At 34.7% G+C, this 14,454-nt stretch carries 12 protein-coding genes; all 12 read right to left on the bottom strand.

Annotation, left to right across the window (positions count from 1 at the left end):
- Positions 1 to 4: 4 nt before the first annotated feature.
- A complete protein-coding gene (locus ACTWQL_RS12030) occupies positions 5 to 1,471 on the bottom strand; it encodes an aldehyde dehydrogenase family protein (protein WP_443142686.1) in 1,467 nt (488 codons plus the stop codon).
- Between the two features lie 12 nt (positions 1,472 to 1,483).
- The gene (locus tag ACTWQL_RS12025; protein ID WP_443142685.1) at positions 1,484 to 2,824 is read right to left on the bottom strand and encodes an MFS transporter; all 1,341 of its coding nucleotides are present in this window, start codon (positions 2,822 to 2,824) and stop codon (positions 1,484 to 1,486) included.
- A 1,088-nt stretch (positions 2,825 to 3,912) separates the two neighbouring features.
- Complete coding sequence (locus ACTWQL_RS12020; RefSeq protein ID WP_443142684.1) at positions 3,913 to 4,224, bottom strand: hypothetical protein; 312 nt, start codon at positions 4,222 to 4,224, stop codon at positions 3,913 to 3,915.
- A 335-nt stretch (positions 4,225 to 4,559) separates the two neighbouring features.
- Entirely contained in the window at positions 4,560 to 5,099 is a 540-nt protein-coding gene (locus ACTWQL_RS12015) for a GNAT family N-acetyltransferase (protein WP_443142683.1), read from the bottom strand.
- 12 nt (positions 5,100 to 5,111) lie between these two features.
- Positions 5,112 to 5,768: a type A chloramphenicol O-acetyltransferase gene (catA, locus tag ACTWQL_RS12010; protein ID WP_443142682.1), complete on the bottom strand. Its 657-nt coding sequence runs from the start codon at positions 5,766 to 5,768 to the stop codon at positions 5,112 to 5,114.
- Positions 5,769 to 5,851: 83 nt separating this feature from the next.
- A complete protein-coding gene (locus tag ACTWQL_RS12005; RefSeq protein WP_443142681.1) occupies positions 5,852 to 6,385 on the bottom strand; it encodes a GNAT family N-acetyltransferase in 534 nt (177 codons plus the stop codon).
- Positions 6,386 to 6,782: 397 nt separating this feature from the next.
- Positions 6,783 to 6,974 (bottom strand): hypothetical protein, encoded by a 192-nt coding sequence (locus ACTWQL_RS12000; RefSeq protein WP_443142680.1) that lies wholly within the window; start codon positions 6,972 to 6,974, stop codon positions 6,783 to 6,785.
- A gap of 19 nt (positions 6,975 to 6,993) precedes the next feature.
- Complete coding sequence (locus tag ACTWQL_RS11995; RefSeq protein ID WP_443142679.1) at positions 6,994 to 7,833, bottom strand: hypothetical protein; 840 nt, start codon at positions 7,831 to 7,833, stop codon at positions 6,994 to 6,996.
- 554 nt (positions 7,834 to 8,387) lie between these two features.
- Positions 8,388 to 11,255: a DUF4116 domain-containing protein gene (locus ACTWQL_RS11990; RefSeq protein WP_443142678.1), complete on the bottom strand. Its 2,868-nt coding sequence runs from the start codon at positions 11,253 to 11,255 to the stop codon at positions 8,388 to 8,390.
- 273 nt (positions 11,256 to 11,528) lie between these two features.
- Positions 11,529 to 11,717 carry a hypothetical protein gene (locus ACTWQL_RS11985; protein WP_443142677.1) on the bottom strand — a complete coding sequence of 63 codons (189 nt, stop codon included), beginning with the start codon at positions 11,715 to 11,717 and terminating at the stop codon, positions 11,529 to 11,531.
- 165 nt (positions 11,718 to 11,882) lie between these two features.
- Positions 11,883 to 13,154: an AlbA family DNA-binding domain-containing protein gene (locus tag ACTWQL_RS11980; protein WP_443142676.1), complete on the bottom strand. Its 1,272-nt coding sequence runs from the start codon at positions 13,152 to 13,154 to the stop codon at positions 11,883 to 11,885.
- A 627-nt stretch (positions 13,155 to 13,781) separates the two neighbouring features.
- A complete protein-coding gene (locus ACTWQL_RS11975; protein WP_443142675.1) occupies positions 13,782 to 14,276 on the bottom strand; it encodes a 5-methylcytosine restriction system specificity protein McrC in 495 nt (164 codons plus the stop codon).
- Between the last annotated feature and the right edge of the window lie 178 nt (positions 14,277 to 14,454).

Below are 14,454 nucleotides of genomic sequence, written 5' to 3'. Positions count from 1 at the left end.
TCTCTTATTCCATTTCGAAGTGTATATGTTTCGTTTCACAGTATTCCATCAAACCATCAATCCCTCGCGTCCGTCCCAATCCACTTTTCTTGTAACCTCCAAATTCGGTCTCTGGGAAATTTTTATTATACGTATTAATCCATACTGTTCCAGCTTTGATTCCCTTTGACATTTTCATCGCTCGGTTCAAATCTGTAGTCCATACGCCGGCAGACAATCCAAACTCGCTGTCATTCGCCATTTCTAGCGCTTCTTCATCATTGGAAAAAGTTTGCACAGCCAGTACAGGACCAAAAATCTCTTCTTTTAATACCCGACAGTTAGAGGGAAGATCATCAATAATGGTAGGGGCAAAGAAATAACCATTATCATACTCCCCTCCAGTTAATTGGTAACCACCTGTAATCATTTTTCCTTCACGACAACCGATTTCGCAGTATTCTGCCACGATATTAAGCTGATCTTTTGAAACGAGTGGACCCATATCTGCTGTTTCTAATAATCCATTTTCCACTCGTAAACTATCAGCGTAGTCTTTCAAACGTGATACAACCTCATCCTTGATAGATTCGTGAATCAAAACTCTCGAACCCGCCATACAAATTTGTCCTGCGGAAATAAAAATGGAACGACCGATGAATGGAATCGCTTTGTCCAAGTTTGCATCATCAAAAACTACATTCGGAGATTTACCCCCTAGTTCTAAAGCAATCTTTTTAATTGTATTGGCTCCCATTTCTAAAATAGATTTACCGGTGGAGGTATCACCAGTAAAACTGATCATATCGATTTTCTCGCTCTTCGCCATCTCCGCTCCAATAGAGCTTCCCGGACCTGTGATAATGCTAATAATACCTTTTGGAAATTCAGGTATTTCCGCAATCAGTTTAAATATTTCCACCGATATCCCAGGGGTGAGACTTGCAGGTTTTACAATTACTCCATTCCCTGCAGCAAGGGCAGGAGCAAGTTCACGGATCATAAGAAGGGCCGGCCAATTCCATGGTGAAATAATAGAAACTACTCCAATAGGCTCTTTTGCAATAACACCGAAATTATTCGGTTCTAACTGCATTGAACGACCAAACACAGTTCGAGCAGCTCCTGCAAAATACTTAAGTGTATCAATACAACCCGTAATTTCAATACGTGATTCACGGATTGTCTTACCTTGCTCTATCGTAAGAATACGGGAAAGATGTTCGATATTATCCGATATCTTGTTTGCAAGACTAAGTAAAGCCTCATAACGGAGTTTAGGATTTACTCCCCAATCACTTTGATGAAAAGTATAATGGACTGTATCAATAATCTCTTTTACATCATGTCTATTTGATTTCTGAGAATAACTGACAAGTTCTCCTGTCGCCGGGTTCCTGGATTCCAACCTTTCTTTGGAAGAAGATTCAACCCACTCACCTGCAACAAAGTTGTAATAAGTTGGTGCCTTTTTATTAACTGCTGTGGACATATTTTCACCCTCCTATTTAAGATTTCCTTTTGTTTCTGGGATGATAAGGCCCCCTATGATATATACGAGGTAAATGCCGATTGCAAAATACATAAGTGTATACGGAATATTATCAATTGAACCACTTGATAAAGTTACAAAAGTCGGCATGACTCCACCGAGTGCAAATCCCATGTTCCATGATAGACCTGTACCCGTAGAACGAATCGCTGTTGGGAACCGTTCATTTAGAAAGATTAAGACCGGGGCATATGCAGCGTTTCCTAAAAATATTAAACATAAAGCATAAAAGTATATAGTAAAAGTAGTGGTTGCATCGGCTAATGCTAGATAAAAATAAGGAAGACCTATTATATTCATTACACCGATTAACAAAAAAGTTTTCTTCCTACCAATAATTTCACTTATTTGTCCAAAAATTATCGCTGAAATAATGGTTACTATGCTTGCAGCAATCAAAACACCTGATAACATGTTAGGTTCGACCTCATTTATCACCTCAAGGAAGGTGGGAAGAAAACCTGCAGTTAGATAATAACCAGAGCCACCACCTAGAACGATCATGACATTGACCAGTAAGATACGACCATATTTTGTAAATAAAGCTTTAACTGGTGTTTGTTGTATCGCAGTATCCTCTTTTTGTTTTTCTTCTTTACGTGTTTCTGCCCAAAGTGGAGATTCTTCAAGAGTACGAAAAACAAATAGACACGCGATCGCACCAATGATTCCCGTAAAGAACATCACTCGCCATCCCCAATCCTCGAATGCTTGACCAGGGAATAAGGCAGAAACAACCGTAAATACAATCGAAGCAAACAAAGCACCTAACCCTGCTCCACCACCACCGATAAGACCTGACATTAATCCACGCCATTTTGGTGGAGCAGACTCTGTCCCAATCGTATGGGTAGAAGCAACGACACCACCAACAAATATTCCTTGGACAAGTCGTAAGAGTATGAAAATAATCGCAGCTATAAACCCGATTTGTGGAACAGTAGGTAAAAGGCCGAAAACAGCTGTACTGACACCAACCCCTATTATCGCAACGGTCATTGCTTTTTTTCTCCCATTCCTGTCAGCGTAAGAACCGAAAATGGCAGACCCAAGCGGTCGCATCAGTAATGTTACAGCAAAGGATGCGTATACAGCAGCTAACGAAAGCGTAGGGTTAGTAGAAGGGAAAAATAATACTCCTATAGTAGGTGTTACGTATAAAAGTATAAAAAGGTCATAAAGATCAAAGGACCATCCTAAAAGAGACGCGGCTGTTGCTGAAACCACTTGACGGTTATTAACCTGGGGTTCTTGAGCATCAGTAACACTCGGTACCCGTGCCGTATCTGACATATTTCATTCCTCCTATACTCTGTTTTTATTAAATCGTATGTTTACTGCGATACTTACAAATATAAATTCACGATCTCCGAGTGGTATTTATTGTGAGCATTGATTTATAATCTTTCTTTTTATACTTGGGTCTGAATTTTTCGACTAAACATAAAATGACATTCCCCATCGATTTGTCTGCGCGGGATAAACTGGTAGAAGTTAAACTTTTTTATGGGGAGTAGATGGAAGCCAAATAACTCCTATAGGGAGTCAAATTTTATATCCATTGAAACGGAGACTGATCCTAAAACTGAATAATCCTTTATAAATTCTTAATAAAACAATTGCACCACTCCTTTTTTAAGCTTCCAATAATCCATTATTTGAAAGCGGTTTCATAAATACGAAGAAAAACCAGCATTGATAGGTTCCTGTACCATTTCAAACATTTTTCGTGTGTGTAACCACAATTACCGGTAAATAATGGTTTAACCTAGTGCTGTCTTCCCATCAGTAGTGTCAGATCGATCAACAAAGCTGTTTGCTTTGCTAAACAGAAGTAATTTTTCCCAGAGGTTTTTTTTCAATCTCTATAACTAACTTTGTCATGGGTTTTCTCTTGTCCACAATATTATTAAAAAAAAGAGATGAATTGTTTTAAAATCTCATTCTATACCTTTAAATATTTTGACTTTTAAAAAATTTAAGAATCGTCCAATAGTTCAAACAACAGCAAAAACTGCCAAGACAAATACATAGCCTTGGAAGCCAAATAGTTATTTTTTTCATTATGGAACAGATTTGTCAACGATTAATCAAATACATAAGATTATTGGATAATTGCAGTATGGTTTTACAAAAATACTAAGGGGTTTAAGGGGGAAGGAACTATCTCTTTGTGGAGAAGAAAATATGATTAGTTGGATGATATTGTGTATATCGATTTCATACCTGCACGGTTGCCATATTGATGGGCAAAAGAATGGTAAACAATTAAGAAGTAAGAAACATAAATGATTTTTTAAAAATAAGTAGTACTTACATTCACTAGCCTCTTGAATCATGTATTGATCTAAAGAAAACAAAAAATCTTGATAGACATTTTTTTATCTAATATCAAGATTCTGAAAGGCCCAAACATTAATTTTATCACCTCCGCCTTTTATACATTTATGTAGTGTTTTCCACAATTGATTTTTTTCATGTTGTCGTTCCTCCTTATATTTCTGGTACCGATCTATATTTTCTACATGAAACTCTTCAACAAATAAATAAGGTTGATCAGTACCTTCAAAAATTTGAAAATCTTTAATACCCCACTGTTCTTTGTGATATTTCAAAACCTCACCCAGTAAACAACGATAATAATCTTCTTTTTCACTTATAATTTTATACTCGATAAATACCTTAATTGACATATTATCACTTCACCTTCAACATAATTTTCAAGAAGAGAAACACCACGAGATTTAATAATTGTATCAAAACCCCTGTAGTTAAGCTAGAATCCTTATTCTATAAATCTGTTCTTATTCTAAGCCCGGCTGATGTTTAAATATTTATACCCTGCTTTTCGCGGCATTTAATAATCCTAATCTCTTCTCATAAGGGAACGGTCCTACTTCAATGGTAATTTTCACCTCCCCTCCAAAGGCATACCCCTATATAGACGGGATTCCAAAAGAAAAAGAAGCCCAATTCCATTAACAGGCTCCTATTTATCGATTGAAAATCATTTATTTATTGTTAATGTTTAATATAATCCCACTTTAATTCTCCAGATCATGTGGTCATATCCTTCGCCCCAATAATCTTTTAAGAAGTAATCCGGTTCTCCGAATTTCTTTCGCCAGATTTTTTGTGAACGACGATATCCGCTATCTAAACAGAATTCTTCAATGCGTTTTTCATCGAACGTACGATAGATCGCATCCAATAGCAGATTCCCTATACCATTCCTTTGATAGCCGGGATGGACAAATACAGTTCCGAGTTCCATCAGCCCGTGATAAGCATTATTTGTACAAGTACGGATCAGTTCGCTAGCAGGTCCATATTCAATGCAACCAATAATTCTATCCCCATCTTCTGCTATCAAAAAGTATCGGTGTTCCCCATTACTCTCAAGATCGCTTTTTAGGTATTTTTTCTTAACTTCTATTTCCTCAAGAAGGTCATCCTCCATGTGTTCGATTCCTTCTTTGGAGAACGTATCTGTAATCACTGTCTTAAATAATTGATGCAACTCTGCGATGTCATCCATCCTTGGTCTTCTTAATACCACATTAAACAACGTGAAATCCCCCTAATCCATATGCAGCCACTCATGACAGGTGTCAGCAAATTGCTGTAACTCGGAGAAAAACAGACTGGCATGATACCCGTCGCAAACGGCATGATGCATTTGTACTGAGACAGGCAACAATACTTTATCGCCCTGATTGAAGTATTTCCCCCCAGTTATTATCGGTAATAAATAGTTGTCATCATTGTTGATGTTCAAGTTAAAACCAGTAAAACTGATCCAAGGAACACTGGAGATAGGAAATGAGTTTCGAGGTTCATTTTCTTTCGGGAAAAGCCCCTTCACATCGCTATATTGGTTTATATCGTCCTGGTAATTTTGATAAAAGACATCAAAATCATCAGAGAAGTCAGACCAGATGCTTGAGAAGGATTTATCATCAGGGTGAAAGATCGTATAACTTGGAACCATATTGTCCCAATATCCTAGAACGTCTTCATCTTTAAAGCATGTCCTGAACTCTTTATGAGCATTTACAGTTCTGATCACCATATATATAAAAGCAGGATAAATCTTCAGCCCTTTATTTTGAAGATGCTCCAGCAATATTGTGATATCAATATTCGATGTCAGATTGAAGGTACATTTCAAATTCAAATAATGCTCAAAATACTCTTTTCTATCCCACTCTTCTTTATTAAGGATATGAAAGTTCATGATCAGCCTCCTAAAATCGTTTTTATTTTTTGATTTCAGGAGGCAATTTGTCTGCCTTTCCCAATCGTTTCACCCCATTCGATTCATTTCAGTTTCTTACCCATGATCAGCTGTTGTTTCCCTACATTCAATACATCCACATTCTCCCGGATGATTTCCCAGCCTTTGTTCAGATAAAGAATCTTTGCCGGTTCCATCTCGACTCCAGTCGTTAAGATGGCCGTTTGGTGAGGAATACTACTCAAGATCGTATCATGCAGCACCTTGCCAATTCCTTTTCGATGGTGCTCCGGATCAACGGCCAATTCAACAAACTCAAAACAATCTGTCAGCCATTCTTCGATCTGCTCCTCTGTCATTTTAGCCCTGAGCTTCCCATTGTAAAACTGACCAGGTAACGAAGTATAGCCATAAACAAAACCATGAACCTTATCGTTTTCATCCACCGCTACCAGACCCTGATACCCTTCATATGTAGCATGACGTTCAAAACGCTCCTTAGTAGAATCAAAATCCCCATTATGAACACGGCAAAAAATTTCTACAACCTGGTCTAAATAAATCGGTGCTAGTTTAATAATCTTCATATCCATCAGTAACCTTTCTTTAGCTCCCACTTATTTAACCACCATTTTTAGATTACATACTTTACAAGGAATCACAGATGGATCCATTATTTCTTCAAAGTTATCTACTGGATAATAATAGCCATTCTTCCCTTTATTTTCATTAACTTTTTCCTCGAAATTCTTTTCTGTAACATATGAACAATCCGTTATGCAACTTATTCCCAGTCGCACTATCATAAATGATTACGAAAGGATATTTTAAGATTTCTTCAAAAGATTTTATAGATATTTTATTCATATATTCCTTCATAGCTCCATTATAGTGATGTCTCTTATTCCATAAATTTGGTCTTTTACTCTTATCATCTCTTGGTAGAGTCGAGTATAAGTGTCTATCCTTTATAGCATAATGTTTTTCTTCAAAGACTCCCGCAAGTAGATTGTCCTAATAAGGTAGCCTCTCCATAATGGCATTTTCTGTTCGTTTATGTAAGATAGGATTTTGTTGATGTATTTCGTGAGCTAGTTTTTCTAATAGCCGCTTTGCTTCTTTTGAATCTTTTCGAATTATTTTACGGTAAGTCGGAACTGAGTTCAATAGATGAATTTGTTCTTCTTCACTCCAATGGCTTGGCATTTTGATCCTCCAGAATAAATTATTTATTTAAATAACTTCCTAATCTCCATTGATTCCATGCATTCTTTAACCTTCCTGGTTTAACACAACAATCGGTGATAATTGTTTCATTATCAACCTTATCCATGGGTAGTTGATCCTGCATTTCGACAATAAAACTAGCTATCCATTTTCGCGAGGCTTGAATACCACTTAAACTATTTATTAACCTTTTTTTTATACCATCAGATAATACAATATCAACAGAGTAACCCTTTGTATCTTTACTCCCAGTTATAATAAAATGTATTTCCTCTTCAATATTCCTGCCGCCTATAATCTCTTTAGGCATACCGGATGATTTTCTTCTTACCTTAAAATCGTCACTAGAGGTAATAAATTCATCTATTAAAAATCGTTGAACTTGGTTTCCATCTTTCTTTATAAAATGTAATGCTTCAATTACATCTGACCATTTTAAACGAATCGTCCCTTTATAGTTAGGAAGTTTTTTCTTATGAGCAGCCAGTTGAGCTTCATCTAGATTACCTCTAATTTTAAATTCAAACAGTAATGTAAAATTAGATCCATAAACCCAGGCATCAGGTATAGAATCTATATTGTTTTCCAGAGTATTGTGTTCTTGATGAAATCCATATGGTGCTATCCCAATGATGTATTCATATTTATTTGAGGACCTTGGAGGCATTTTCGTGAAGAGACCAATCCCAAGTTGATCATAATCAAAGTCTTTGGAATTGTTTCCAATAAGTTCATGGATGAAAAGAGGGAGTAATTTATAGTTATCGTAATTTAGAATATACATGAGAATGTTAGTATAATAATCTTCTTCCATTTTTCTAAAAGTAAACAAATTCATATGCTCCCCCCTTTTCCACTACAACATTATTATAACAATACCTCTTAAAAATGGATATAATTTCAAAAAGAAGGTTCCAAAATGTTTAACGGGTTCTGTTTTGAGGTACAAAATCGGAAATCGCAGCTAAAATCGCAATACAAATCACGCGTTTTTCACAGACAGTTTCACAAAGGAATTCAAAAAAAAAGAGCTCAAATTTGAGCTCTTTTTTGCATTATATTTTTAAGGAGCTTACTCCATTAAAGCCCCCCTATAACGGAACAATGGCTGCAATCCAAAACTCTAGAAATACGATCGTTTGTTGAATATTATTTTCTATAGTATCGTTGTACTGTGCAGCAATAGATCATTTGTAAATGATAGCTCTTGTTCAACTAGCGCAACCCGTTAATAAAAAATTGCTTTCGTCATTTCATTTTTATTTGCAACTTGTACTGCACGATTAAAAATGTCATATAATAATAAGCTATAAACGTCTAGTTATTCGCAACCGGAATTAAATATCATTAAACAACTTCATAATCACGCAGAAACGCCGCTGAAAAGCGGCGTTAAGTGCTTCTGTTTCGTTTAGTGGATAGCAACAAAGTGTCGTTAATATCACACAAATCTTTTGCTTTATTTTTGCTTTTTAATTGATATTCGATAATATGATCATTCCATATCCTTATAACATTAACTTCTGTAAGGTACTGTAATGACCTCATTATTCTTGATGGTCTATACATATAAGTGTCCGGAATAAATCTTGATATTTCAATACTTCCTGCTTGTACTTCACCTTTCAACAGCTTGATGCCCTCGCTCTCTCCATCTAAAAGATTTATATAATTGTCATATAAATCTTTTCTTTGAGCTAACAAAAGCGCTTTGACATTTGGATAGACATACTTATCAACCATCGATAAGGCAAAATAAGGGGTTACGGTTCCATCTTCCGGATTCACATAGATGTGATTAAAGAAATCTATATCAACGATACATCCGTGAATTGTCCCAACACCGCCAATTTTTTTAATACTATCAGATATGGATTTTAGTGCTTTATTGTAATCGCTAAATAACCCGCTGATGGCATCTGAATAATACGCCATCCTCTCAAAGTAATAATTGATATCGTTATGTTCTAAATTATTAATCATACCTCCATTTAACAGATACTTTTTCCCTGTATTCTGATTTTCAAGTATAAAACAATATACATTATTGTTTTTAAGCATATGTATAGTTCCTGTCCTATTAAAAGTTACTTTAATCTCAACGCCCCGGTTAAAGTCCAAATACTGCTCCCTCGAAATAGAATATATTCCGTCAGGATAATGCTTAAAAATATCATAAACTCTTGATAATTTAAAATGTTTTAAACCTATGTTTGTAGAATAATATCCAATTTGATTGTCAGAATAAAAAGTTTTTTCATCGTCACAACAGTAATCATTTCGATGAGTATGTCCATTCACATATATCCAGTTACGGTTGTATTCTTCATTCGACCAGTTTTCTTTTGGCGTATGAGTTAAAATAATAACTTTATCGTTGTCTAAAACACTTTTCACTTTATTGTAAATGAATTTAAATTGGTTAGTCCGTTTGATGTCCTCATCTAAAGACATAATGGTTTGCCGATAAATTCCTTGTGTGGCGTTATATTGTGAATTTAAGCCGGAAAACCCTAATCCACCCAGTATTACAAAAGGATTTTTCAAGCAGATATGCTTCAAGTCGTCCTGATCAATGGATTCCAATTGTTTTTCTGAAATAATCGTTCCGTTTGAAAGCAGCAAATCATTTTGTAAAAAGCATATGCCTAGACTTGAAAACAAATCGCGGTATTGCTGGATAATTTCATCTAATGTAAGCAAATTAGAATGTGTGACCCCGCGTCGATTGAAATCCCATAATTCGTGATTCCCAAGCACTACTACTATTTGATGAGGATTCCAAAGCTTCGATTTCATATATTTGACTAATTCTGTATAAAACAAAGTTGATATTTCAAAGTTAAAAGATATATCCCCACCTATTAATAAATAGTCGTCATAAGAATGATCTGTAGCAGTTTCAATCATTTTTTTTACTAACTGTCTAATATACATTTGAACTTCCAATTTAGTTGCATTTGTCGGGAATGCTTTTAATAGCTTATGGTTGAGGTGGATATCACTAATATAGTATATCTTGTGAGAAGTGTCAGTTAGTGAGCCATTTGAAAACAAATCGTTATCATGAAGAACAGAGCCAGCCTCTACTATCTCATTTTCTGCAGAAATCATAAGCTCTGTGTAGCAATTATAATCTTTGATGTTTTCAGCGTAAAAAGAATCATCATATAAATGTTGTTCGATTAATACAGAGCTGTTAATATAAGCACCTTCAATGTTAAGGTCACCGAGACTTACCTCTTTAAAATCATAATCATACAGATTGGCATTTTTCAAATCTCCATCTAAATGATTATAAAAGTCAACAAATAAATCAAATTCTTTTACTTCATCCTCTTCTCTATACCATATTTTTTCTATCGTAATAAATCTATGTGTTACTCTATCAAAGTACTTTCTCTTAAATTCCCTTACCTGTAATTGTCTCTCTAACCTGACAATCTGAATATCCTTACTTAAACTATCAGGCAAACGGTTTACTATCTCTCTTACACAAGAGCGGTCACTATACGACATCAAAGAAAGATCGTCATATTCCCTTAATATCCGTTTAAATAATTCAAGGCAATTATTTAAAGTGTACATACTCTCCGGCACATAAAGAAATGCTTTCCAACTTGATTTTACTGCAGCATTGCACAACTCCGTCTTTTTATATCTGTTCGGTACATGCTCTAATGCCAATACATTATTATTAAAAGCAGCATTACATAATTCTTTGCTTCTATTTTTATATGGTACATATTCCAAGGCCAATCCGTTTTGCTCAACTGCCAACATGAATAGTTCTTTTGACAAAATATTTTTAGGAACAAATTCGAGTGCTAAACCATTTTGCATAATAGCTATTCTGCAAAAACTATCTGACTTATACTTATCGGGCACATATTCAAGGGCTTTGCCGTTTTGCTTTATTGCCTCAAGATAAAGTTTTTTTGTTCGGAATTCATCAGGAATATACGTGGAATTGGCTATTATTGTTCCCTTATTTCTAACGGCTTCTATGCAAATATCATCCGTCATTATTTTTCTTGACACATATTTTATAGCTGAAGCATTTTGTTTAACAGCCTCAAGACACAAAGGTAAAGAATGTAAATTTTTGGGGATCAATTTTAATGTACGACCATCTTGCTTAACAGCTTCTAAGCTTCTTTCAGGCGTTTTTTCTACCTTATCAATATACCAACCATTTTCTTGAATGGCTGACATTATATCTCGATCACTTATGGTATTAATTTCAAAGGGTTTACCCATACTACCCACCTCCTAAAAACAAAATTGCTCCTGTCGATTAGGTACATTACTTCACAATAGAATCAAATTGCTGAGTATTTAAAATCTTTCCACAAATACTTTCACTACACTTCTAAACCATATTTTTAGTCATTCGTTATCCCAACATAGATAATCATACATTTTGTTAATCGCTTGTTTTTTAGCTATTTTTCTGAAATCCATGAAAGCAACTTGCATAAGTCTATTGTGGTCTTTTAAAACTGTGTAAACAGGTCACCGCTTGTTTCATAGTCATTTATCCTTCACATCAAACACTTTACTCTTAGCAATCTCAACGATATTTCCTAATTCTGTTTTAACACGTAAGTTCGGGCCATTACCTTTAATAATTGTTCCAATAACAGTTTTAGCTACAGGATACTTCACTTTACTACTTGAAAGTCCACTATATATAATCACTTTCACGTTATTACCAGCCATTTAAACATCTCCGTTACTTTTTTGTTTCAAATAGAATTATTCGTTTTTCTTCTTCAACTAAAATGCTCCGTTAGCACCATAAGCGATAGCTATTGTGCAGCTATCTCCCCCAAGTTGAAATCTCAGAACAGAGGATAAGAACCTTCATTTTATATGTTTATTTTGCTAGTAAGTTCCTGATAATAATTTTTGTTGCTCTTCTCTAAAAATTCCAATAGAGCCAGATGCATCCCAATTAAAATTCTCAAACAATTGTAGTAAAGTTTCAATTGCTATTTTTTCACTATCTGCAATTAATTCCTCTATTCCTACACTTACGATACATTCTGCAGAATCTTCTATTGTAGAAACATAATCGCTGAATAGAGTCCGCATTGGTTCAAAGAAAAAAAGTTCTCTATCCTTAATACCAAAACATTTTATGCTGACTGTTATCTCATCCCCAAGTATATTCGTTTGTGAGAGCCTAGATGCAAATTCAAAAATCTCACTAAATAGAAATAAGGTATTCATAATGGCCAACCCTCTACCTTTTACATTCCTCAAGTGTTGTTTATCTATGTAGTCTTCTCTCATAGCCTTAAAGTAAACAAAGTTACCGCTTTTATATAGCCTCAGTAGTTCCTTGTGCTCCCCCCAATTTTCTGATGCTTGGATAAAATTATTTCCATTTTCGATACCTCTAAAATGAGGAAAATTCCATCCCCTAAGACTAAGCTGGTTTTCCATAATTGCTTTCCTGCAATTTGTTAAAGAGTCTATTCGGTTTTCAAGATAATATCTAGGTCTAATAGTAATTCTCCAGTATCCTGTTTCACGTATAGTATTTAATACATCTATATCTTTAATCATTTGTATTTCTTTAGCATATTTTTCGTCGCTAGAATCACTATTCGTTACTTGTAAACCAGAGTCTCTTACACGTTTATAGAATTCTTTAATCCCTTTATTTATTGCGATATCAATTAACTCTCTCATCTCAGACTGACTTCTAATTTGAGCAGATTCAGGTTTTATTTTCGATCTAGAGAATACTGCCCCTTCCTTTAACCCTTGTTCTCCACTTCTTTTACAAACAATAGGTAGCTCGTCAAATTCAGGAATGCGTAACAATACAAAATGCTTCCCCTCTTCTTGTACAGGGTACATGTGGAAAGAAATTGGTGGATCGGCAAACTTATTTACCTCGACAATTATGTGGTCGTAGTTTAATATATCAAAATGCTCTAGCTCCATACCGGTTAATTTTTCTTCACCATATTTTTCTTCATCTATCCCTAAAACTAAGTAACCACCATCTTTAGTATTACTCATTGCCAAAATACACTTTACAATCTTCGCCTTATGCTGTGGGTTATTCCAATCATATGTCTTCTTAAATTCTATATTTCGAGTCTCCCCCCCTGCATCTAATAGTTCTAATATCTTGTTATACATAACACTTCACCCCTTCTTAACCTTACACAATATATGACTCTACGAGATTTTATTAAGAGAGTTTATTAGTTGTTTTCCTTTTGTATTTATATAATAATTTTTACATGTATTGTATTAATTTGTAACAATACTTATAAATTTATCTCGAAACTGAGTCTTCCATTATTCTGCCCTTCAGATTCGAGCAGGGGAAGCAAATAGAAACAAAGAGACTGCTTTGGATGATGGAAAGTATACAGAAACCAATCGATGTTACCCGTTCACAATCTTGGTAGGTTATTCAAAATAATGCCCTTTTGTGGATTAAATATAGCAACCTCTTATTCCAGAATCCTGCCCTTTTCTTGAAGATCATACATAAATATTTCATATCTATATTTTAACATATTTTTCTAGCGGTCCTTTGTTATTCACAATTCACAAAGCAAATCACACAAGAATCACACCACCTACATAAATTATTTCTTACCCTGTGAATCGGGGTGTGAATTCAAGTGCCTTTTTTACTTTAAAACAAGAAAAACGCCATGTGATGGTGAAATCACATGCGTTTTCATGTGTGAATTATACTGTGTGTACTTTAAAATAGAACCCGTTAAAAAATGTTGGAACCTTCTTTTTTCAAATTTATGCTACAATGCTCAATAGCCTTTGGTGTATTTTTCTCCAATCCTGATTAAGGTCCACAGTACATACCTTAACTTTTGAACCGAGAATCTTATAATATAAATCTAAATCTTTATCAACTGTTGGATATAACAAAACACCCGTTAAATCTTTCTTATCTTTATTAATAAAATTACTTAAATAAGCATGCAGCTGATACAAATTTCCACTAATTAATTTTTCATTATTAAATCTAGAGGAGGTCGCATTTTGATAATACTTGGTGTCCATAATTATCTTTCTATCATACATTTCAATTGAAATATCAGTCTGCATAATGGGCAAATAATCTAAATCTTCTCCTTCTGCATTCCAATAAATATTCTCTCTGTACACTCTACTCTCTGGCAATTCTTTTCTATAAAAGTTACGTACAAAATCCTCATATAAATATACCATCGCTTTAGAATCTTGTTCAAAATTAATGAACTTGTCTCCTCGTGCATCTTCATTCATTAAAAGAGATTCATGCAAAAACCTGCAAATATCAATTAAAAATCCATAATAGGTATAAATGCTAATTTTAAGATGTACAGAAGTGATCGTTTAAAAATGTACAGTTTTGTCGGATAACTGCATAATATTCTTGAGGTGAATATTGTGCATATCGCAGTCAACATAAACACAGATCTAG

The organism is Pseudalkalibacillus sp. R45, from assembly GCF_052246725.1.
GTDB lineage: Bacteria > Bacillota > Bacilli > Bacillales > Fictibacillaceae > Pseudalkalibacillus.
The sequence above is the reverse complement of the archived record's forward strand: the minus strand, read 5'-3'. Positions and strand labels throughout refer to the sequence as shown.

Excerpts from the sequence above, each read along its gene's own strand:
- ACTWQL_RS11985 (WP_443142677.1), bottom strand. The coding sequence starts at position 11,717 with ATGGCTGGTAATAACGTGAAAGTGATTATATATAGTGGACTTTCAAGT.
- catA (WP_443142682.1), bottom strand. The coding sequence starts at position 5,768 with ATGAACTTTCATATCCTTAATAAAGAAGAGTGGGATAGAAAAGAGTAT.
- ACTWQL_RS12025 (WP_443142685.1), bottom strand. The coding sequence starts at position 2,824 with ATGTCAGATACGGCACGGGTACCGAGTGTTACTGATGCTCAAGAACCC.
- ACTWQL_RS11975 (WP_443142675.1), bottom strand. The coding sequence starts at position 14,276 with ATGAATGAAGATGCACGAGGAGACAAGTTCATTAATTTTGAACAAGAT.
- ACTWQL_RS11990 (WP_443142678.1), bottom strand. The coding sequence starts at position 11,255 with ATGGGTAAACCCTTTGAAATTAATACCATAAGTGATCGAGATATAATG.
- ACTWQL_RS12020 (WP_443142684.1), bottom strand. The coding sequence starts at position 4,224 with ATGTCAATTAAGGTATTTATCGAGTATAAAATTATAAGTGAAAAAGAA.
- ACTWQL_RS11995 (WP_443142679.1), bottom strand. The coding sequence starts at position 7,833 with ATGAATTTGTTTACTTTTAGAAAAATGGAAGAAGATTATTATACTAAC.
- ACTWQL_RS12000 (WP_443142680.1), bottom strand. The coding sequence starts at position 6,974 with ATGCCAAGCCATTGGAGTGAAGAAGAACAAATTCATCTATTGAACTCA.
- ACTWQL_RS11980 (WP_443142676.1), bottom strand. The coding sequence starts at position 13,154 with ATGTATAACAAGATATTAGAACTATTAGATGCAGGGGGGGAGACTCGA.
- ACTWQL_RS12030 (WP_443142686.1), bottom strand. The coding sequence starts at position 1,471 with ATGTCCACAGCAGTTAATAAAAAGGCACCAACTTATTACAACTTTGTT.